Genomic DNA, 19,868 nt, shown 5'->3' on the forward strand with positions numbered 1-19,868 from the left:
TGCGTGCCGCGTTCCTCATGGTGTGGATCGTGTGCGGTAGAGTCTCGCGTGACGGTCTGCACGTTCGTTGCGACAGGCTCGTGGGTAGCGGGGTCGCGTTTCATGTCGCTCCTCCGGGCGGGAAGTCCGCGTCCAGTTCGGGATGGCCCTCGATGTGCTCATCGGCGTGTTCAGGCAGCGGCTCTTCGCGCGGCAGGCCCGTCGCGGGCTCGATGCGCCAGATCGCGAACGGGCGCGCATGCGGGTCGAGCCGCACGTGCTGCCAGCGCCCACGCCACTCGAAGCGCTCGCCCGTCATTTCGTCGATCACATTGAGGGGGGCGTGGTCGTCGAGGTGCCAGCGCTGGAACGTCGCCCACGAAAGTTCGAAGTCGGCGCCCTGCTCGTTGAAGGCATCGAGGTTGATGGCCACGACGAGCACGTTGTCGCGCGCGGGCGTGGCCTTCTCGAAGCAGAGCAGCGAGTCGTTGCGCGCGTCGAGGAACGTGATGCCGAGATGCGTGTGCAGCGCCGGGTTGGCGCGCCGGATGCGGTTGAGCGTGGCGATCTCCGCGACGATGTTGCCGGGGCGATGCCAGTCCCATGCGCGCAGCTGATATTTTTCGGAGTCCAGATATTCCTCCGAATTGGGCATGGCGCGCCCTTCGCACAGCTCGAAGCCGCAGTAAACGCCCCACAGCCCGGAAAGCGTCGCAGCCAGCGCGGCGCGGATCAGGAAGCTCGAACGCGCGCCAGTCTGCAGATGGCGCGGATTGATGTCGGGCGTGTTGACGAAGAAGTTAGGCCGATAGAAGTCGCGCACCTCGGTTTGTGTGAGTTCCGTGAGGTACTCGGTGAAATCGCGTTTCGATTCGCGCCACGTGAAGTAGGTGTATGACTGCGAGAAGCCGAGCTTGGCGAGCCGGTACATGAGGCGCGGCCGCGTGAAGGCTTCGGAGAGGAAGATCACGTCGGGGTGACGTGCGCGCACGTCGGCGATCATCCATTCCCAGAACGGCAACGGCTTCGTGTGCGGATTGTCCACGCGGAAAATGCGCACGCCCGTGTCCACCCAGAACAGGATCGCGTCGCGCAGCGCGAGCCACAAATCAGGCTTCGCGTCGTGCGCGTAGAACTCGGGGTTCACGATGTCCTGGTACTTCTTCGGCGGATTTTCGGCGTAGCGCAGCGTGCCGTCGGGCCGCCATGCGAACCAGGTGGGATGCGCCTTCAGCCACGGGTGGTCGGGCGAGCATTGAATCGCGAAGTCGAGCGCGATTTCGAGGCCTTGTTCGCGCGCCGCGGCGAGCATGCGGCAGAAGTCCTCGAGCGTGCCCAGTTGCGGATGCACCGCGGTATGGCCGCCTTCGGCCGCGCCGATCGCGTAGGGGCTGCCCACGTCGCCGGGCTGCGCATTGAGCGTGTTGTTGCGCCCCTTGCGGTTGGCGAGGCCGATGGGGTGGATCGGCGGGAAGTACAGCACGTCGAAGCCCATTTCGCGGATGCGCGGCATCTTCGCGATCACGTCGTCGAAGGTGCCGTGGCGCGATTCGTCGTCGCTCATCGAGCGCGGGAAGATCTCGTACCAGCTCGCGAAGCGTGCGGCGCCGCGCTCCGCATCCACGCGATTGACGATTGTGTCGCGCGAGAGAAACGGGCGGTGGCGCGCGGCGCGCACGGCCGCTGCGGTCGCAGGCGCGGCGATGATCGCGCAGCGTGTTTCGGTGTCCGCAGCAATGAAGCGCTTGACGATGGCGTCGAGCGTTTCGTTGTTGCGCTTCTGGTCGTCGTCGCCCGAGCCCGACGTTTCCGCAGTGGCGAGCACGAGCGCGAACAGGCGGCTCGCTTCTTCCAGTTCGAGATCGACAGGCTGGTTCGCCGCGCGCTTCTTGTGCAGATGTTCCGCAAGCGAGGCGAAGTCGTCGCGCCAGGCAATCACGACGTATTCGTAGCGTCCGATGCGATCGAGCGGAATGTGGCCCGCCCACAGGTCGGTGCCCGCGGGCGGCACGGGCGTCATCGGCGACTCGTGCCAGGCGGTTTCGTCGGCGGCGCGCCAGAGCACCGCGGCGTCGATGCGGTCGTGGCCCTCGGCGAAGATGGCCGCGCGCACTTCGCAGCGCTCGCCGACGGTGCGCTTCGCGGCGAAGCGGCCGTGATCGACCGAGGGCTGCGCGCTCTCGATGGCAATACGCGGCGCGGCGATCGCTTCCAGCACGCTCTTGTGTCCACTCGTGTCGGTCTTGCCGCGATCTTCGGGCGGCGCGAGCACTACGAGCGGACTCGCGAGCGCGCGGAACATCCAGCATGCACCCGCGGGCAGCGCGAACGCATCGGGAATAGCGCTCGCGTCGCGCGGCGCGGGCAGGCGCGCGCCGCGCAGCGTTTCGGCGTCGAGCGGCGCGAAGCGCGTGAAGCCGCCGGGCACACCGTCGAGCAGGCGCGCGAGATCCACGCGCACAGGCGCGGCGAGCGCGGGATTGATGAGCGTGAGGATGGCGTCTTGCGCGTCGCGCAGGTCCGCGCGGTCGCCGCGCAAGAGCGCCGCGACGCTGGCGCCAGGGCCACTGAGTGCGCGCAGTTCACCGTTGGTCTGCAGCGCCCACGTTTCGCGTTGCAGCGCGTTGGCGTGCGCGACATCGGCGCTCAGATCGAAGGGCGCGCGGGCTTTCGCTGCTTCCCACGTCTGCGTGCTGTTGCCGCTGTGCGAGGTCGCTTCGTCCACGCCATATTCGAAACCCATCGGCATGAGCCAGCCGGTGCCGAGTGCCGCTGCCGCGCGCAGCATGCGGCGATAGGCGCGCTCGACCGCGCGCGCATCGGCGGCGCCTTCCTGATCGTGCGCGTAGCGCGCACCATAGGGCGCTTCTGGAAACGTTATCGGTGAGCCCACGCGGCGCAATGCGGCGTGCTCCTCGACCATCCAGCTCGACGAGAAGTCCCACCAGCGCAGCGAGGAGAAGGCGGCGTCGAAGCCCGCACCTTCGAGGTGCGTGATCGCTTCGCGCGGCAGGCCTGGTGTCGCGGCGAGCCAGCGCGCTTGCGGAAAGCGTGCGCGTACGGCATCGAAGATCGCGCGTAGCACGTGGGGCGGCGTGCGGTGCGGCGAGTCCACGCGAAAGCCGCCGATGCCCGCTTCGACCAGCGCGATGGCGCGCGCCGTCCACCATGCGATGAGCGGCGCGCTCGCGCGCTCGAAATCGGCATAGGCCACGTTGGCTTCGCTGTGGCCGTGGCGTGGGTCGAGGCGCGCGTCTTCGGGCTCGAAGGGATGGAACCATTCGGGATGCGCAGCGTAGAGCACGCCGTCAGCGGCGCTGCGGTCGAGCACGAGATCGGCGAGCAGCGTGACGCCGCGCGATTGCGCCGCGAGCGCGAGTTCGCGCACGGCGTCGTCGGCGGAGAGCTGGCTGCCGAAGGCTGCGTTCAGGCGCGCGTGGTCGGCGACAATGCGGTCGTCGCCCGACGCGCCCGAGGCGAACAGCGCGCCGATCAGGACGTGATCGAAGCCAAGCGACGCCGCGCGGGCGATGTGCGCCGGCCACGCGTCGAGTGGTCCTGCCAGGACGGAATGGACGAAGTAGATCCGCGGCGCATAGGCGTGGGGGGGTTCCATCGGTCGTATTCCAGGTACGTCAGGCGAAGGGGATGCAAGTCGGGGTTAGCCGAAATGCGATCGCGCCGCCCGGGGGCTGCCGGAGCGTGCCGCGCTGCGCGTGGTGGACAGGCACCTGTTCAGAGTAGTGCAAGAGCAGGCCGGAACCAAACCGCTTGCGCCGCGTGGCGACTTGCGGGGGAATCGAGCAAGGCACATGCCCATGAGCGAGCCAGGCGCGCGCCGCCGCCTGCAGGCGCATGTTCGCAAAGCCTGGGCGCAAAGGCGGGCGAATCCAGCGGAGAACCCGGCGGCGATTGCCGGTATCGGTTGCAGCGGAGAAAAACGGATCAGCTACCGACCATGCTCGCGGCAATGTTCACGCACAGGCCTAGCACAGAAACGTTGAAATAGAACGACAAAATCGATTGCGCGAGCACGCCGCGCCGCGCGCTGCGCCCGCGCAGGCCGATATCGGCGGTTTGCGACGCGCAGGCGATGGTGAACGAGAAGTACAGAAAGTCCCAGTAATTCGGCGTGAGCTTTTTGTCGGGAAACGCGAGGGCGGGCTCGTTGGGATCGGAGCCGTAGTAGAGGCGTGCGTAGTGCAGCGTGAAGATGGTGGGAATGAGGAACCACGCCCCGATGAGCGTGAGCCCCGTGAGCAGCGAATGCAGCACTTTCGAGGCCGTGCCGAGATCCTTCGTCGTACCCAGCTCGATGACGATGGCGACGATGCTCGCCACCGTTGCGATGCAGATGAGAAACAGCACAGTCCCCGCGTTTTCGTCTTCGCGGCGGGCGTTCGCGCGCACGCTCTCTTCGTTTGCTAACACCATGTGTAGCCAGATCAGCACGAGGTAGGTCCATACCGTGGCGTCCCAGCCGAGCAGGACGCGCGCGGAAGTATGGATCGAGGCGGGCGAGAGCAAGCCGAGCACGACGCCCACGGCGATGGCGATCATCAAGTGCGGCCGGTTGCGCAGTACCAGCGGTATGAAGTTCATGGCGTGGCCCGGGGTCGCGCGGGTTAGCAATCAATTGCGGCGATTCTACCGTGCGCGGTCCGCCGGAGTGACGCGCTGTTCACTGTTATGCCGGGCATGCAAGCTTTCGGTTTGTCTTATCGGGCCATAAGGGGCTATATTGCTTGCGCAACGCGCAAGCGCGCTCTCGCAGTCAGCGCAACGACGGTGCATATGCATTTATCCGCGTTGAACGACGATAGCAAACGTTTTTCGTATGGCCTGTTTTCAGGCGCCGCCCGCGCCGGCGGCAAGCGTGTTTCGCCCCCAGCCAAGGGGAGCCTGGCGGGATCGACGTCATCTGGAGTGCCCATGACAGAGGTGACACAACACGGGATGTCTCAGGCGCCGCACGATCTTCCTGCTGTATTTGAGGGCCTCGGCCGTCCTGGCCGCAGGCGTTTCGTCTCGGGAACGTGCGCAGCGGCGCTGCTCGCCTTCGCGGCTGCCGGGCGCTCGCGCGCGCCTTTCGGCGTGGGCCGCGCTTTCGCGGCCACCTCGGCGAGCGCATCCGGTACCGGCTATGACGCCTTCATCGAGCTATCGCAGCGCCTCACTGGCCGCACGAGCTTCGACGCCGTGCTCGGCAAGCGCGTCTATGCCGCGCTCGGCCACGCGAGCAGTCAGTTCGACGCGAATGTCGCGACGCTCAACACCTGGATTCAAGGTCATGGCGGCGTGCCCTCCGATACCGTGACCGCCGCGCTCAAGCCCGATCAGCCGGAGCTCGCATCGATGGTGGGCGACATCATGCGCGCGTGGTATCTCGGTCTCGTGGGCGAGATGCCGAAGGTGCAGGTGGTGGCCTTCGAAAAGGCGTTGATGTTCGACCCCGTCAACGACGTGCTCACGATTCCCTCGTATTGCCGCGACGTGCCGTTCCACTGGAAGCACAAACCCGCAGGCGAATAGCGGAGCAACCGGCACATACATCACGGCCGCGCCAGGCCACCACAACGAAAGCCAAAGGATGAGGTCGACAATGGCGACAGGACGTTGCGCCGACGTGGTCGTCGTCGGTTCCGGCGTGGCGGGCAGTCTGGTGGCGCACCAGCTCGCCCGGGCCGGCGCTTGCGTGGTGCTGCTCGAAGCGGGGCCGCGCGTTGCGCGCTGGCAGATCGTGGAGAACTTCCGCAATTCGCCCGCCAAGGCCGATTTCGCCACGCCGTATCCGTCTGTGAGCTACGCGCCGCATCCCGAATACGCGCCGCCCAACGAGTATCTCGTGCAGAAGGGCGATTATCCGTACAACTCACAATATTTGCGTCTCGTGGGCGGAACCACGTGGCACTGGGCCGCCGCCGCGTGGCGCTTGCTGCCGGCGGACTTTCGTTTGAAAACGCAGTACGGCGTGGGTCGCGACTGGCCCTATCCCTACGAGACGCTGGAGCCGTGGTATCAGCTCGCGGAAGAGGAGCTGGGCGTGTCCGGTCCGGACGCGACGTACGATCTCGGCTCGCCGCGGGCAAAGCCGTATCCAATGAGCATGCTGCCGCTTTCCTGGATGGATCAGCGCTTCTCGCAAGTACTGAATGCGAATGGCTTTCACGTGGTGCCCGAGCCGGTCGCGCGCAATAGCCGCCCGTTCGATGCGCGTCCCACCTGCTGCGGCAACAACAACTGCATGCCGATTTGCCCGATCGGTGCGATGTACAACGGCGTGGTTCACGCGGACAAGGCCGAGCGCGCGGGCGCGAAGCTCGTGCCGCAGGCCGTGGTCTATCGCATCGAGGCCGACAACAAAGGGCTCGTTACCGCCGTTCACTACAAGGATCCAGGCGGCAGAAGCACGCGTGTGACCGGCAAGCTCTTCGTGCTCGCCGCGAACGGCATCGAGACGCCCAAGCTCATGCTGATGTCGAAGAGCGACGCGTTTGCGCACGGCATTGGCAATAGCTCCGGGCAGGTGGGCCGCAATCTCATGGATCATCCGGGCACGGGCATCACGTTCATGGCCAACGAACCGCTGTGGCCGGGGCGCGGGCCCATGGAAATGACCTCGGTCGTGAACTTCCGCGACGGTGCGTTCCGCTCCGCGTATGCCGCGAAGAAACTGCATCTGTCGAACGGGGTGCCCACCATGGCCGTGACGGCCGCGCTCATCGCGAACGGCTTGACCGGCGCGGAACTGGACCGGGAGATACGCGAGCGCACGTCGCGCACGCTCACCATCAACAGTTTCCACGAGCATTTGCCCGAGCCGCAGAACCGCGTGCTGCCCTCGAGCGAACACAAGGACGGACTCGGCATTCCACAGCCCGAGATCTATTACTCGATCAACGATTACGTCAAGAAGAGCGCGGCGAACACGCATGAACTCTATGCGCAGATCGCGCAGCTTTTCGGCGGCACGGACATCGCATTCGACGATACCTTCGCGCCCAACAATCACATCATGGGCACGACGATCATGGGCGCGAACGCCGCCGATTCGGTCGTCGATGCCGATTGCCGCACGCACGATCATGCGAATCTGTTCGTCGCCAGCAGCGCGGTGATGCCCTCGGCCGCCTCGGTGAACTGCACGCTGACGATTGCCGCGCTGTCGCTGAAGCTGGCCGACAAGCTGCGCCACGAGCTTTGATACGAGCCAGACGATGAAAACAGCGAAGTCCTCCACAGCGGCCACCACGAATCACGAGCGAGAGCGACGCGCGCGTGCCGCTCTCGCGGCCGCGCTTTTCTGTGCCTTCGCGCTCTATATCGCGTGGCACGCCTCGCACGAGTCGAACTCGCGTCCCGTCGACGAACTGCCGATGTCCACGGCGCGCGGCGACGACACGTCGACGCCCATTGCGGACGCCGACAAGCCCGAGCTCATCAAGCGCGGCGCCTATCTAGCGCGCATTGGCGACTGCGTTGCGTGCCATACCGCCGATCCAGGCCGGCCGTTTGCGGGCGGCCTGCCCATCAGCACGCCGCTTGGAAAAATCTACACGCCGAACATCACGCCGGACCCCGATACCGGCATCGGCCAGTGGAGCGATACCGACTTCATACGCGCGTTGCATGAAGGCATTGGCAAGGGCGGCGAACGGCTGTACCCCGCGTTTCCCTACGTCGAATTCACGCGGATGACTGAGCAGGACATGCTTGCGATCCGCGCCTATCTGAATACGATCGCGCCGGTGCATTACACACCGCCCGCGAACGAGCTGCGCTTTCCATTCAACCAGCGCTGGCTGATGATCTTGTGGAATCTCTTCAACTTCAACGAAGGCCGCTTCGTGCCGGACCCGAAGCAAAGCGCCGAATTCAACCGCGGCGCCTATCTCGTCGAAGGCCTCGCGCATTGCGAGGAATGCCACACGCCGCGCAACTTCATGCAGGGTCTCAAGACGACGGAGCGTTTCTCGGGCGCGACGCAAGCAGGCTGGCAGGCCTACAACATCACGCCCGACCGCACGAGCGGCATTGGCAACTGGAGCGACGACGCGCTGATCGCCTATCTCTCCACGGGCATTGCCGCGGGGCATGCGAGCGCAGCCGGTCCGATGGCCGACGTGGTCCAGCACTCGACGCAATATCTGACGCATGAGGACCTGCGCTCGATCGTGGCGTATCTGCGCGCGCTGCCGCCGGTTTCGGGCGGCGTGACGCGGCCGCGCGATGCCTGGGGCAAGCCCGCTGTGAACGACATCACCGCGCTGCGCGGCACGACGATCACGACCGTGAGCGGCTTGCAGCTTTTCGTGGCGAACTGCGCCAGCTGCCACCACTGGACCGGCGAGGGCGTGGGGGGAAGCGCGCCGGGCGCGTATCCATCGCTCATTCATAACAGCGTCGCGGGCGCGCCGAGACCGGACAACCTCGCGATGGTGATCCTGCACGGTGTGCGGCGCCAGACGAAGGACAGCGACGTGCTGATGCCGGCATTCGGCGATGCATTGAGCAACGAACAGGTGGCAGCCATTTCCAACTACGTGACGACGCAGTTCGGCGATCTGCAGGCCACGCTCACGGCGGGCGAGGTCGCGGCGCTGCGTGCCCAGCCCCAGTAACTCACCGTAACGCCGGGGCTTTGCGCCGCGCTCGCGGCGGCACTCATAACCGCAAACGCGTATGCTGTGAACGCAGGCACGCCGCTTGCGTGTTGTCTGCTTTGTGACGCGCCTGTCGCAATCGCAACCGATACGATATTTGGCGCTCATATGGCCCACTCACACAGCGCTATGATGAAGTGATGACGCATACACCCGACGCTCTCGTGCAGCACCATGCCGCCAATCTTGCAGGTCGCGACTTCGTAGTAGGCGATTTGCATGGTTGCGTGGAGGCGTTGCGCTATCTTTTGCGCGAAGTCGAGTTCGACACCGCGCGTGACCGGCTGTTTTCTGTGGGCGATCTCGTTGACCGCGGCGAGCGCGAGCAGTGCGAACAGGCGCTCGCGCTGCTCGACAAACCGTGGTTCTACGCCGTGCTCGGCAATCACGAAGACGCACTGTGCGCCGTAGCCGAAGGGAAGATGCCGCGCAACCGCTGGTATGGCATCGGCGGCGGCTGGGCGCAGAGCGTGCCCGACGCCGAACTCGTGCACTACGCGCAACGGCTGCGCCAATTGCCGCTCGCGCGCGTGGTGGGTGAGGGCGAAAAGCGATTCAATATCATTCACGCTGAATTTTTCGGCGACGACGCCGCGCTCGACAGCGGCCAGTTCGATTCCGACGTGCGCGAACGCATGCTTTGGGGCCGCGATCTCGTGCTCGGCACGGGCGATCCGGCGCGCCATGCGCTCTCGCTCACGTTCTGCGGGCATACGCCGGTGCGTGAAGTGCGGCAGATCGGCTCGCAGGTGTTCATCGACACCGGAGCGTTCATCACCGAAGGACGCCTCACCATGGTCGAGGCGCTCACATCGCGCATCTTGTCGGTCTCGCAGGTCGAGGCGCTCGCGCACGGCGCGGCCGCGATCGTGCTTCCCTGAGGCCTCGCGCCTGCCGGTCTCCCGTTGGCCGCTCGGCTCATACGATGCGGTTCAACTCGAACACCATGTCGATGGTGTGCCCATTCCAGTTGTATTCCAGATACGCCGCGTGATGGCACGCGCGCAGCAGCGTCGTGCTGAAGGCGGCGAGACATTGGCCGTCCTCGTCGCGAACCGAGGGATACGCAATGCCCGGCGCACGCGCCTCGCGGGCGGCGCGGCCTAGCGCCTGGCCGGCCGTGTAGTCGTCGGGCGAGAGCACGCCCGGGTCGAGCGCGGGGTCATCGCGCAGATCGATTACCTCGCCGTGTGCGATCACCGTATAGAGCCGCATTTGCTGGCGGATGGGCGGCTCGTTCGTGGCCGCGAGAAAAAGCCCCGAGTGATAGCGCGTTTCCGCCACGGCGGTGGCGCGCGAGCGCGCGCAGTAGAACACGCCGTAGGTGCCGTCGGAAAAACGGCTGCCCTGCGGATTCAGATGCGTGAAAGCCGCCATGATCGGCCCGTAGCCGGGGCCGAAGCGGCGCTCCTCGCGCGGCACGAGGTCGAGGTCGCCGGTTTCGGTGCGCAGCCGGTCGTTGGTGAGCGCTTCGAGCGCGTAGAGCGCCTCGAAGTCGTCCGCGGAAGCCACGCGGTCGAACAGGTTCACGGCTGGAAACCGGGTGGGGATCACCCTGAACGCGGGTGACCAGGTGAGATGCGCGCTGCGCCAGCGGTCTTGCCAGTTCGTTTGCGTCACGCCCAGCCGCCTCGCATTGCGTCGAGATACTGGCGCACCGCCACGAGGTCGCTGACGTTGCCGGCCAGCATGCGGTCGAGCGCGCGCCGTCCGCCAAAGGGCGGCGCGCTGTTGGGACGCTTGATCCAGGTGTCGGCGGAGGTGGGTTGGGGCAGGAGAATCTGCAACGCCTTGTAGATGCCGAGCAGCAGCGAAAGGCGTTCGAGTGTGTCGCGGCCCAGCCGGGCGGTGTGCGGGGACTGCTTCCACTTGAAGAACGTGGATCGGCCCGGCGAGCCGAGCAGAATAATCTGCTCTTCGGCGCTCAGGTCCCAGTCGCGCGCAATGTTGAAGAACGCCCTGAGCCCCGCCGCCGACATTTCGGTGAGCGAAGGTTCGGCGCGGGGGCGTCGCGACGGTGTGACGGAAGCAGTGGCGGGTGACATGGTGGTCGAGTCCTGAATTGAACTTTTAGTAGATATTAGTCCATATATGGATTATTGCAAGTTTTGACTCGGTATAATCCTCGCCGGACATTGGGACGGCTTTGGGGAGAGACGAGGTGCGGGCAGGTGTATTGATGGCTCACGCCCGGCGAGGCCCACGCGGCAGCCCGTGTGCATCATCCCGCTTCCGGCGCGGCGCCCGCGTCCAAAAGTGCGATTCCCATGCCGCACGCGCTGCCGCCCATCCTGAGCTGAACGCTATCTAGCCTGTGCCGAGCCCCGACGCGAACAATTGCAGCGTCCCCGCGGTTCGCGGCTCGCGCACCCGCGAGTGAAGCAGGACCTGCGAAACCGGCAGCGCGGGCAAACCGAGCCGAGCGCCGACGTCGATCAGTTCGCGCGGCGCGACCCGGCGCGCCAGCGGCGAAACCGCGAGACCAGCGGCCAGCGCCGCGCCCACCGCGGCGACACCGCCGCCCACGAACACTTCGGTCCACGCCACGCCCGCGGCGTCGAGCGCGCGAGTCGCTGCGGCCCGCACCGCGCATGGCGCGGCGAGCAGTGCGAGCGGCAGCGCCGTGCCGGGCTGCCACTGCCATTGCGGCGCGGCGAGCCAGACGAGCGGCTCCGCGAAGAGCCGGCGGGCATCGCCGCGCGGCGCCTCCTCTTCCTCCTGACGGACGATGACGGCATCGAGCCGCCGCTCGTCGAACTGCGCGAGCAGATGCGCCGAGAGCCCCAGATGCAGCTCGATCAGGAGTCCCGGATCATGGACGCGAAGCTGGGCGAGCTGGCGGGCGAGGTTGGCGTCCGCAACATGCTCGCTCAGGCCGAGCGCGAGCCGCCGCTCGTCGCCCGCAAGCGCCCCGAGCGCGCGCTCATGCGCGCCCAGCAGGTCGCGCGCGGCGGCGAGGAACGTGAGGCCATCCGCCGAAAGCCGCACGACGCGCGGCGTGCGTTCGAGCAATTGCTTGCCCAGATGCGCCTCGAGGCGCTTGAGCTTCAGGCTCACGGCCGATTGCGTGGTGTCGAGGGCGTCGGCGGCGCGCGTGAAGCTGCGCAGCTCGGCGACGAGCACGAAGGCGCGCACGGCGTCGAGATCCAGTGGTTTCATTTCAGATGAAAATGGATGAAATATCTATCTATGCCTGTTTATTATGATAGGTCGCACCTAAGCTGATGTCATGTCAAACCCACCGAAGCAGGAGATCGACATGCCGTTCACTCGTATCGCGGTTCGCGCAGGCAAGCCCGCCACGTATCGCAAGGCGCTCACGCAGGGCATTCATCAAGCGCTGATGGAGGTGTTCAAGGCGCCCGAAGACGACATCTTCATGATCCTCACCGAGCACGATGCCGATAACTTCGTGTTCGGCCGGCATTACCTCGGGATCGAGCGCAGCGACGATCTGGTCATGATTCAGATCGCCGTGAACAACACGCGCGGGCAGGAGCAGAAGAAGGCGCTGTTCGCGCAGATTGCCGAAAACCTCGCGCGCGATCCGGGGGTGAGGCGCGAGGACGTGTTCGTGAATCTCGTGGATGTCGCGCGGGAGAACTGGTCGTTCGGGAACGGGGTGGCGCAGTACGCGACCTGAGCGCGGAGCGTGCCGCCTGACGCGGCCGTCAGCCGGCCGCGCGATTGCTCCCGCGCGGCAGCCACGTCACCACTTCTTCTCGTCGAGCAGGCGGTCGAACAGCCGTTCCCGCAGCGCGTCGGGCACGGCCGACAGCCCGAGCAGCGTGCTGAACGCGATGCCGCTCGCGGCGAAGTAGCGTAGCAACGAGAGTTCGAGGTCGCGGGCCTCGACCTGCAGCTGTTCCATCTTGGCCGCGTCCTGGGCCTTCAGGTCTTCGAGCAGCGCTGGGCTTTCGACCAGGGCCGCGAGCACGGCGCGCGCGACGGAGTCCGGCTGGTTGATCGACTCCCTGAAAATCGCGATCTGCGCCGAAAGGACCGGTTCTGCCCGGGCCTGGCCGCCCGCCGCCAGGTGATCTTGCGCGATCTGCTCGAATTGTTCCCGCTGACGATCCAGCAGCGCGCGCAGCACGCCCAGTTTGTTACGGAACTGGTGTAGCAATCCGCCTTTGCTGATGCCGCTTTCGCGTGCGAGCGCATCGAATGTCAGTCCGCCGACCCCGTCGCGGGTCAGGATCGCAAGCGCCGCGTCAATCGCCTTTCTGCGGGAAATCTCGGAACGTGTCTGGTTATCCATGGGCGCGATTGTACCCCTGCATCGTTCCACAAACAAACCGGATAGACGGTTTACATTCTCCGAGACCGATGCTACGCTTCGTCTCGTCGTGGACTCGGCCGGATGCCAGGCGGTATCCGGCAACTTTTAAAAGGATGCCTTCGTGCTCAACAACCGTTTTCTTCACATGTCGTCGGCTTGCGTAGTACTCCTGATGTTGTCGGCGTGTGCGGGCGTGCAGCCCGTGGCCTATAACAGCCTCGCCTCGTCCTCCCAGCTCAAGGAGAACCGGGATCACGACGCCGCGCAGACGCCATTCCGCTATGCGGCGCCGGTGCTCTGGTCGCGCTACTCGCAGGTCATCGTCGATCCGGTCGCGGTGTATCAAGGCGCCGACAATCAGTTCGGCGACCTGTCGGACTCGGACAAGGACGTGCTCGCCGCCTACATGCACAAGACGTTTGCCGACACGCTATCGAAGCGTTTCGACCTGGCGACCCAGCCGTCGCCCGCGACGCTGCGCGTGAAACTCACGTTGACCGGCGCGGAGAAAACGACTGCCCTGATCGGCCAGGCGATGCATTTCGACATCGCGGGCAATCTCTACAACGGCGTTCAGGCGATCCGGGGCGGCAAAGGAGCGTTTAGCGGCTCGGTGTCGTATGCCGTGGAGGTGTACGACAGTGCGTCGGGGCGTCTGCTTCGCGCCTACGTGACAAAGCAATACCCGAACGCGATGAATCTGCCCGCTGCCTTCGGCTCCCTGAGCGCGGCCGAAACCGGCATCGACAAGGGCGCCGATGCGCTCGTCGAGCAGTTGCGCTAACGGCGAAGCCGCCTGAGCGCAAAGGGCGCCGCCGGTCCGAACCCCATCGACTTTCTCGCCAGATCTTCAACGCACCGTGAGTCTCTTCAGCTTCTTTGCATGCGCGGTTGGCCATGCGCTCGCCTTTGCATCCCGATTTGCGAGGCGCGTGTGGCATGTCGTCGTGGGGAAGTTGTGAGTGACCGGCGGTGGTTGCATGCCGCAGTCTGGGCCGCGTGGGTTTTGGCGAACCTGGCTGGCGGCCTGATGCTCGCTCAAGCGCTGTCGCAACGCAGCACCCGTGTAACCGTGAGCTTCGTGTCGGGCGCCGGGCTCGTCGCCGGCAAAACGCCGGTGCGATATCGCGGCGTGGTCGTTGGCCGGCTCGAGCATCTGCGTTTGTCCGCGGATGGTCAGCGCGTGGATGCCGAACTGAGGCTCGATGCGGCCGGACCACACATCGCCATGTGCGGGACGAAATTCTGGGTCGTGCGTCCGCGCATCGACGTGAAGAACATCTCCGGGCTCCTGACCGCCGTATCGGGAACCTGGATCGACGTCGATATCGACATTCATTCGCCCAGGGCGTGCTACACATTCACGGGCTTCGACACGCCGCCGGCCATCACCAGCGACGCAGAGGGCACGCGTTTCGTGATTCGCGCCCCAACGCTCGGCTCGCTGAATGCCGGCTCGCCCGTTTATTTTCGCGGTGTGCAGGTCGGGGAGGTGCTCGGCTATTCGCTGGTGACCAGTGGCGATAACGTCCGTATCGGCGTTTTCGTCAGGAGACCGTTCGATCGTCTGGTCACGTCCGATACGCGCTGGTGGCAATCGAGCGGCGTCGAACTCAAGCTCGAATCCAGCGGCATGCGGCTGGAAACGCCGCCGGCCGCGGCGCTGCTCGCGGGCGGCCTCGCATTCGATACGCCGCGTGGGAGCGTGCGCCCAGTGTCCGCCACGAGCGTCGAGGATTTCCGGCTCGCGGAAAGCCGCACTGACGCGATGCGCGCGAACGAAGGTCCGCCTGCCGTGGTGCGCATGCGCTTCGCGCAGTCGGTGCGAGGGCTGTCCGTTGGCGCGCCAGTCGAATTCCGCGGCGTTGGGTTGGGCACGGTCACGGCAGTCGCTATCGACCTCCAACCCGAAAGCGGACGTTTCGACATGCTGGTCACGCTGAGCCTGTATCCCTCGCGGCTCGGCCGCAACTACCGCGACGCGCTCGGCGACGGTGCGGGAACGGCGGGCAAGAGCCTGCTGCACCAGCTCGTCGCTCAGGGACTGCGCGGCCAGCTACGCACGGGAAGTCTATTGACGGGGCAGAAGTACGTCGCACTCGACATCTTCCCGCGCGCACCCGCGGCGCGCGTCGACACGGAGCGCTCGCCGGTCGAATTGCCGACGGTGCCCAACTCACTGGAAGAACTCCAGGACCAGGTGTCGAATATCGTGCGCCGGCTCGACCGCATGCCGCTTCAGGCGATCGGGCGCAACCTGGACGCGTCGTTGCAGCAGTCGAATGTCCTCTTTGCGCGGCTCGATACGGAGCTCGTACCGCGTGCGCGTTCGACGCTCGAATCGGCGCAACGGGCGTTTCGTTCCGCGCAAGCGATGCTCGACCAGGATTCGCCGTTGCAGAGCGACGCTCATCAGGCGTTGGCCGCGTTGCGGCGTACGCTGGCCAGCCTGAACGCCTTATCCGATTACCTCGAACGCCACCCCGAGGCATTGATCTGGGGGAAGCGCGCAGACCCGTGAATCGGCAAGGCCGCCTACGGCGCCCGACTCACCAGCAACGGATCGACCACCCCGATCGCCTCTGCGTCCCGGCTCGCATAAGGCAGCTTGTGCAGCACGAATCGCATGGCATTGAGCCGCGCGCGCTTCTTGCAATCGGAGCGAACGACCGTCCACGGCGCATCGGCGGTGTCCGTCTGCGAGAACATGGCCTCTTTCGCCAAGGTGTACGCCTCCCACTTGTCGAGCGAAGCGAGATCGACGGGACTCAGCTTCCATTGCTTGAGCGGATGCACCTTGCGTTCCTTGAAGCGTCGCCGCTGCTCGGCACGGCTCACCGAAAACCAGAACTTGATCAGATGGATGCCGCTCCGGATCAATTGCCGTTCGAACTCCGGCACCTGCTGCATGAAATCGGCATATTCCTCCGGCGAGCAGAAGCCCATGACATGCTCGACGCCCGCGCGGTTGTACCAGGACCGATCGAACAGCACGATCTCTCCGGCCGAAGGCAGATGCTGCACATAGCGCTGGAAATACCATTGGCCGCGCTCGACTTCGGTGGGCTTTTCAAGCGCGACGACGCGCGCGCCGCGCGGGTTCATATGCTCCATGAAGCGCTTGATCGTCCCGCCCTTGCCGGCCGCGTCGCGGCCCTCGAACAGGATCACGACGCGCTGACCGGTTTCGCGCACCCACGCCTGGAGCTTGAGCAGTTCGACCTGCAGCCGGTACTTCTGGCGCTCGTAGGCGCGGCGCGACATCAGGTTGCGATACGGATAGCCGCCTTCGCGCCAGCCGGAGGCGAGTTCCTCGTCGGGGTGGCGCGAGCGCGAGTTGCGCCAGTCGGCAGGGTTGCCTTCGAGGATCAGACTGCGCAACTGGGCGGCTTCGTCGGGCGACATGCCTTGCATCAATGCTGCGATCGACTCGAGCAGCATGGCGGGCGGATTGTGCCCGGCGCGAATGCGCGCGACGAGATCATGGACAGCGCCTGCGATCGTCTCGCTCGCGGATTCGACGGCACTGTCGACGGTGCGCAATTCGGCGCTGTGGGGCGTGACGAGCGGCAGTCGTGCGGCGGGGCTGGCGGCGTCGGAAGCGGGGTAGGGAATGGATTTGGGCATGGTGTCGGCGGATGCGGGGATGGGAGTGCATGCGCAGTGACTCGCATTCAACGCGGATGCATCGAAGGCGCGCGCGGCAATGGCACGCAGGGAAGTCGTCGGGGCTTGATTGGCAGGGCGGCGCCGAGGCAAAAGCCTGCGCGCCGCTGGCCAGCGCCGGCCCGCTTGTCCAGCTAACGGCCAGTGCTGGACGCCGGCCGGCTCAGGCGTTTGCCGCCTTTTTGAGGATGAGGTAGAGCGAGTCCTTCAGTTGAAGCTTTTCCTTTTTTAGCTGCTCGACTTCCATGCTGTGCGAAGCCACGACACCCGCTTCCATGTTCTTGATCTGCTGGTCGAGTTCGTTGTGACGATGAAAAATCCGGGCGAAATGGTCGTCCTGGATCTTGAGGCGCGAAATCAAATCTCTGTACTCAGGGAACACTCAACACTCCTTACAGACAGGCAAAATGGGAGAAATTGGCAGGTCGTTATTTTTCCACCGTCTGGTCGTGGCAGTCTTGACCATCATCAGACTCCGATTGCCCGAAGCGTCAGGGACGTTACCTGGGGCATCGGGGCGCGCTCGCGTGTACCATCGATCGCGTCGTCGCAGTTCCTGGTTCTCCATCCGCTTGCACTGTTCCAAGCCGTCGCCCGACAGAACCCTGGAGCGTTCATGGATCGCGTTCTGGAAATCGTGCTGGATGTCGTGATCCCGGCAGCGCCGGATAGAAAAAACGCAAAAGCCGTCGCCGCCACGGGAGCGGCGTCCAGGACGCACGCCAGCCCGAAACCTTCGGAGCGGGCCGCCAGCCTGGGCGCGGCATTGCCGATGCTCGTGGCGCTGCCCGACGCGCGCGAGCGCGTGACGACGGTCGCCTTCGATCGCGGCGGGGTCCTTCGGGGGCTCGGCTGGCGCGTGGCGGTCGAATCGCGCGGCGACACGCAGCGCGTTGTCGTGTCGAGCCGACGCGTTCATACGCCTGGGGTTACCGTGGTCGCACCGATCTTCGAGGCGGCGCTCGATGCGAACGGCATCGCGCATGCGCTCTTCGACGCCGCGCCCGAGCCGTTTCGCGAGGCGCTGGGCAGCGCGGACGATCTCGCTCCATCGGCCACCCTCGTGGCGATGCGCAGCCGCTGGCAGTGGCCGCGCGATGGCATCGACGTATTGCTTACGCTCGACGAAGACTTGCACGAGCCGTCGGCAGCGCAGCAAGAAATGGTGGCTCGGGACACTCACGGCGCGGATGCGGCGCCCCCGCCCGACTTGTCCGCCTTGCACGAGTTGCGCGTGAGCGCGCCCTGGCCCGAAGGCGAGGACGAGCGGCCTATCGTCGATGCGCTGTTTGCCTGTGCCGGCGACCTGATCGGGGCGCTCCCCGCATTCGTGCGGCTGACCGACGCGCTTGAGCGCGCCAGCGCTGGCAGCGTGACCGGCGACGCCGAAGCCATCAAGGCCGAAGCCGTGGATCTGGCCGGCGCGGCCACCGCCGAGGCCGCGCTCGTGGCGATCGGGCGCAACATCAGCGTGCAGTGGTTCGGCAATGACGCGGGCGTGCGCGACAGCACGAACGGCGAGTTCATCCATCAGATGCGCGTCTCGCAGCGGCGGCTGCGCACCGCCATGCGCATTTTCTCGCGCTGGTGCGACGAGGCGTGGGAGACGCGCATCGAGCCGGAGCTCAAATGGCTCGGCGGCCTGCTCGGCGATGCGCGCGACCGCGATGTCTTCGTCGAATCGACGCTGCCTGCGCTCGCTGCCGCCGACGTCGAGCCGGGGCGCTGGGACGCGATTCGCGACGCGGCAAACGCGCAGCGGCTCGCCGCGCGCGCGCGGCTGCGCGAGGCGCTGGCCTCGCAGCGCTATGCGCTCGCGGCGCTGGCGTGGCTCCAGTGGCTCGACTTGCGCGCGCGACGCGCGCACGACGCCGGCAGCGCCGGGTTTTCGCTGCATCGCCACGCGAAGAAGCGCGTGCGGCGCTACTACGAGCAACTCGCGAGCACGCAAAAGCTCACGGCCATCGACGAGGCGAGCCGTCATCGCGCGCGCATCAACGCGAAGTATTTGCGCTACACGATCGAATTCTTCGCCACGCTCACGTCGCGCCGCACGCGCATGGAGGTGGCGCGCGCGCTAGCACGGCTGCAGAGCGTGCTCGGCGACGGCAACGACGCCGCGGTGGCCCTGCGCTATCTCGAGCGCATGGACGCCGAGCCGTATCAGCTTGGGTTCGCACGCGGCTGGTGCGAGGCCGTCAAGCGCTATACCGCGAAGGAGGGCGAACGCCTGTTACGCGAACTGGGTGCGCCGAAGGTGGCGCGCGGCGCCTGACATGCGTCTCTATAATCGCTGGCGCGGATTGGCGGTTTGGCGAGCCGCGCCGAACCATCGTTCGTTCGTCTCGTTTTCGCTTATGTTGCGCATGATGAATCCCACTGACCTGAACTCACCATCCGCCGGAGCCGGCCAAGCCGACGCCGGCTCCACTGATACATCGACACCCGCCGAGGCGCCGGAACTGGGTCTGGGCGGCTCGGTCTGGTTTCAGTCCGGCCAGCAGATGCTTGGCGGCGCGGCGCGCATTGCGCTGCTGGAAGCCATCCATGCAACCGGTTCGATCACAGGCGCCGCGAAAGCGGTCGGCATGAGCTACAAGGGCGCCTGGGACGCCGTCGACGTCATGAACAATCTCGCGGGCGAGGCGCTCGTGGTGCGCGCGACGGGCGGCAAGGGCGGCGGCGGGACGACGCTCACGCCGCGGGCGCTGCGGCTCGTCGAGACGTTTCGCGCTATCGAGCGGGAGCACCAGCGCTTTATCGAGCGTGCGGCGCACGCGCTTGGGGCCGTTTCGGGCGAAGGCGGCGATGCGTACGCTGGCGGGTTCGCGCGCGACCTCGCCGTGCTCGGCCGCTTCGCCATGCGCACGAGCGCGCGCAATCAGCTCTTTGGCACCGTCTCGGGGATCGTGCGTGGTGCGGTGAACGACGAGGTGTCGATCGCGCTGCCCGGCGGCGAGGGCATCGTGGCCACGATCACACACGAGAGCGCCGAAGCGCTCGGCCTTGCCGCAGGCGCGCCCGTGGTGGCGCTCGTGAAGGCGACGTCGGTCGTGCTGGTCGCGAGCGCGGCAGACGCGGAGCGGCTTTCGGCGCGCAACCGGCTCAGCGGGACGATCGAGGTTGTGCAACGTGGCGCCGTGAACGCCGAAGTGACGCTCGCCCTGCCGGGCGGCACCGTGATCGCCGCGATCGTGACCGAAGCGAGCGTGGACGCGCTGGGATTCGTCGCAGGGCAAGCGGCGACGGCCGTGTTCAAGGCTTCGAGCGTGCTGCTA

17 protein-coding genes are annotated in these 19,868 nt (G+C 66.1%); 9 read left to right on the forward strand and 8 right to left on the reverse strand.

All coding sequences use genetic code 11. The features are described 5' to 3' along the window. Window positions 1–100: 100 nt before the first annotated feature. Window positions 101–3,595, reverse strand: coding sequence for a maltotransferase domain-containing protein (locus tag AB4Y43_RS15280; protein WP_368728127.1), 3,495 nt, complete (start codon window positions 3,593–3,595; stop codon window positions 101–103). Between the two features lie 329 nt (window positions 3,596–3,924). Further along, window positions 3,925–4,581, reverse strand: a complete 657-nt coding sequence (locus AB4Y43_RS15285; protein WP_069261362.1) for a DUF1345 domain-containing protein — start codon at window positions 4,579–4,581, stop codon at window positions 3,925–3,927. A 354-nt stretch (window positions 4,582–4,935) separates the two neighbouring features. On the opposite strand from AB4Y43_RS15285, the gene AB4Y43_RS15290 reads away from it, so the two are divergent. The 4 genes from AB4Y43_RS15290 to AB4Y43_RS15305 all read left to right on the forward strand — a co-directional run bounded on the left by AB4Y43_RS15290 (window position 4,936) and on the right by AB4Y43_RS15305 (window position 9,523). Next, window positions 4,936–5,511, forward strand: a complete 576-nt coding sequence (locus AB4Y43_RS15290) for a sugar dehydrogenase complex small subunit (RefSeq protein WP_368728138.1) — start codon at window positions 4,936–4,938, stop codon at window positions 5,509–5,511. A gap of 70 nt (window positions 5,512–5,581) precedes the next feature. Then, window positions 5,582–7,183 (forward strand): GMC family oxidoreductase, encoded by a 1,602-nt coding sequence (locus AB4Y43_RS15295; protein ID WP_368728128.1) that lies wholly within the window; start codon window positions 5,582–5,584, stop codon window positions 7,181–7,183. A gap of 13 nt (window positions 7,184–7,196) precedes the next feature. After that, window positions 7,197–8,600 carry a c-type cytochrome gene (locus AB4Y43_RS15300; RefSeq protein WP_368728129.1) on the forward strand — a complete coding sequence of 468 codons (1,404 nt, stop codon included), beginning with the start codon at window positions 7,197–7,199 and terminating at the stop codon, window positions 8,598–8,600. 182 nt (window positions 8,601–8,782) lie between these two features. Further along, window positions 8,783–9,523, forward strand: coding sequence for a metallophosphoesterase (locus AB4Y43_RS15305; RefSeq protein WP_069261358.1), 741 nt, complete (start codon window positions 8,783–8,785; stop codon window positions 9,521–9,523). Between the two features lie 37 nt (window positions 9,524–9,560). On the opposite strand, the gene AB4Y43_RS15310 is transcribed toward AB4Y43_RS15305, so the two are convergent. The 3 genes from AB4Y43_RS15310 to AB4Y43_RS15320 form a co-directional block, all read right to left on the reverse strand. Next, window positions 9,561–10,262 (reverse strand): RES family NAD+ phosphorylase, encoded by a 702-nt coding sequence (locus AB4Y43_RS15310; RefSeq protein WP_069261357.1) that lies wholly within the window; start codon window positions 10,260–10,262, stop codon window positions 9,561–9,563. Then, a complete protein-coding gene (locus AB4Y43_RS15315; protein ID WP_069261356.1) occupies window positions 10,259–10,687 on the reverse strand; it encodes an MbcA/ParS/Xre antitoxin family protein in 429 nt (142 codons plus the stop codon). Before AB4Y43_RS15315 ends, AB4Y43_RS15310 begins: the two co-directional genes overlap by 4 nt. A gap of 262 nt (window positions 10,688–10,949) precedes the next feature. After that, window positions 10,950–11,801, reverse strand: coding sequence for a LysR family transcriptional regulator (locus AB4Y43_RS15320; RefSeq protein WP_368728130.1), 852 nt, complete (start codon window positions 11,799–11,801; stop codon window positions 10,950–10,952). A gap of 100 nt (window positions 11,802–11,901) precedes the next feature. On the opposite strand from AB4Y43_RS15320, the gene AB4Y43_RS15325 reads away from it, so the two are divergent. After that, window positions 11,902–12,285 carry a tautomerase family protein gene (locus tag AB4Y43_RS15325; RefSeq protein WP_368728131.1) on the forward strand — a complete coding sequence of 128 codons (384 nt, stop codon included), beginning with the start codon at window positions 11,902–11,904 and terminating at the stop codon, window positions 12,283–12,285. Between the two features lie 66 nt (window positions 12,286–12,351). Here the strand turns inward: AB4Y43_RS15325 and AB4Y43_RS15330 are convergent, their stop codons facing one another. Beyond that, window positions 12,352–12,903, reverse strand: coding sequence for a TetR/AcrR family transcriptional regulator (locus AB4Y43_RS15330; RefSeq protein ID WP_069261353.1), 552 nt, complete (start codon window positions 12,901–12,903; stop codon window positions 12,352–12,354). A gap of 193 nt (window positions 12,904–13,096) precedes the next feature. On the opposite strand from AB4Y43_RS15330, the gene AB4Y43_RS15335 reads away from it, so the two are divergent. Together AB4Y43_RS15335 and AB4Y43_RS15340 are read left to right on the forward strand one after the other, a co-directional pair. Continuing rightward, complete coding sequence (locus AB4Y43_RS15335) at window positions 13,097–13,708, forward strand: DUF3313 domain-containing protein (RefSeq protein WP_176732813.1); 612 nt, start codon at window positions 13,097–13,099, stop codon at window positions 13,706–13,708. Between the two features lie 222 nt (window positions 13,709–13,930). After that, entirely contained in the window at window positions 13,931–15,445 is a 1,515-nt protein-coding gene (locus tag AB4Y43_RS15340; protein ID WP_368728132.1) for an intermembrane transport protein PqiB, read from the forward strand. A 14-nt stretch (window positions 15,446–15,459) separates the two neighbouring features. Here the strand turns inward: AB4Y43_RS15340 and ppk2 are convergent, their stop codons facing one another. Both ppk2 and AB4Y43_RS15350 read right to left on the reverse strand, forming a co-directional pair. After that, window positions 15,460–16,497 carry a polyphosphate kinase 2 gene (gene ppk2, locus AB4Y43_RS15345; RefSeq protein ID WP_368728139.1) on the reverse strand — a complete coding sequence of 346 codons (1,038 nt, stop codon included), beginning with the start codon at window positions 16,495–16,497 and terminating at the stop codon, window positions 15,460–15,462. Between the two features lie 256 nt (window positions 16,498–16,753). Then, window positions 16,754–16,972 (reverse strand): YdcH family protein, encoded by a 219-nt coding sequence (locus tag AB4Y43_RS15350; protein WP_368728133.1) that lies wholly within the window; start codon window positions 16,970–16,972, stop codon window positions 16,754–16,756. 234 nt (window positions 16,973–17,206) lie between these two features. On the opposite strand from AB4Y43_RS15350, the gene AB4Y43_RS15355 reads away from it, so the two are divergent. Beyond that, on the forward strand, window positions 17,207–18,865 hold the full coding sequence (locus AB4Y43_RS15355; RefSeq protein ID WP_368728134.1) for a CHAD domain-containing protein: 1,659 nt from the start codon (window positions 17,207–17,209) through the stop codon (window positions 18,863–18,865). A gap of 91 nt (window positions 18,866–18,956) precedes the next feature. Then, window positions 18,957–19,868, forward strand: a 912-nt coding sequence (locus AB4Y43_RS15360) for a TOBE domain-containing protein (RefSeq protein WP_368728135.1), incomplete at its 3' end; no start/stop codon positions are given.

The sequence above is a fragment of the Paraburkholderia sp. BR10872 genome (assembly GCF_040965835.1).
Lineage (GTDB): Bacteria > Pseudomonadota > Gammaproteobacteria > Burkholderiales > Burkholderiaceae > Paraburkholderia > Paraburkholderia nodosa_A.

Coding starts and splice junctions, on each gene's coding strand:
- AB4Y43_RS15280 (WP_368728127.1), bottom strand. CDS start 3,595: ATGGAACCCCCCCACGCCTATGCGCCGCGGATCTACTTCGTCCATTCC.
- AB4Y43_RS15285 (WP_069261362.1), bottom strand. CDS start 4,581: ATGAACTTCATACCGCTGGTACTGCGCAACCGGCCGCACTTGATGATC.
- AB4Y43_RS15290 (WP_368728138.1), top strand. CDS start 4,936: ATGTCTCAGGCGCCGCACGATCTTCCTGCTGTATTTGAGGGCCTCGGC.
- AB4Y43_RS15295 (WP_368728128.1), top strand. CDS start 5,582: ATGGCGACAGGACGTTGCGCCGACGTGGTCGTCGTCGGTTCCGGCGTG.
- AB4Y43_RS15300 (WP_368728129.1), top strand. CDS start 7,197: ATGAAAACAGCGAAGTCCTCCACAGCGGCCACCACGAATCACGAGCGA.
- AB4Y43_RS15305 (WP_069261358.1), top strand. CDS start 8,783: ATGACGCATACACCCGACGCTCTCGTGCAGCACCATGCCGCCAATCTT.
- AB4Y43_RS15315 (WP_069261356.1), bottom strand. CDS start 10,687: ATGTCACCCGCCACTGCTTCCGTCACACCGTCGCGACGCCCCCGCGCC.
- AB4Y43_RS15320 (WP_368728130.1), bottom strand. CDS start 11,801: ATGAAACCACTGGATCTCGACGCCGTGCGCGCCTTCGTGCTCGTCGCC.
- AB4Y43_RS15325 (WP_368728131.1), top strand. CDS start 11,902: ATGCCGTTCACTCGTATCGCGGTTCGCGCAGGCAAGCCCGCCACGTAT.
- AB4Y43_RS15330 (WP_069261353.1), bottom strand. CDS start 12,903: ATGGATAACCAGACACGTTCCGAGATTTCCCGCAGAAAGGCGATTGAC.
- AB4Y43_RS15335 (WP_176732813.1), top strand. CDS start 13,097: ATGTTGTCGGCGTGTGCGGGCGTGCAGCCCGTGGCCTATAACAGCCTC.
- AB4Y43_RS15355 (WP_368728134.1), top strand. CDS start 17,207: ATGGATCGCGTTCTGGAAATCGTGCTGGATGTCGTGATCCCGGCAGCG.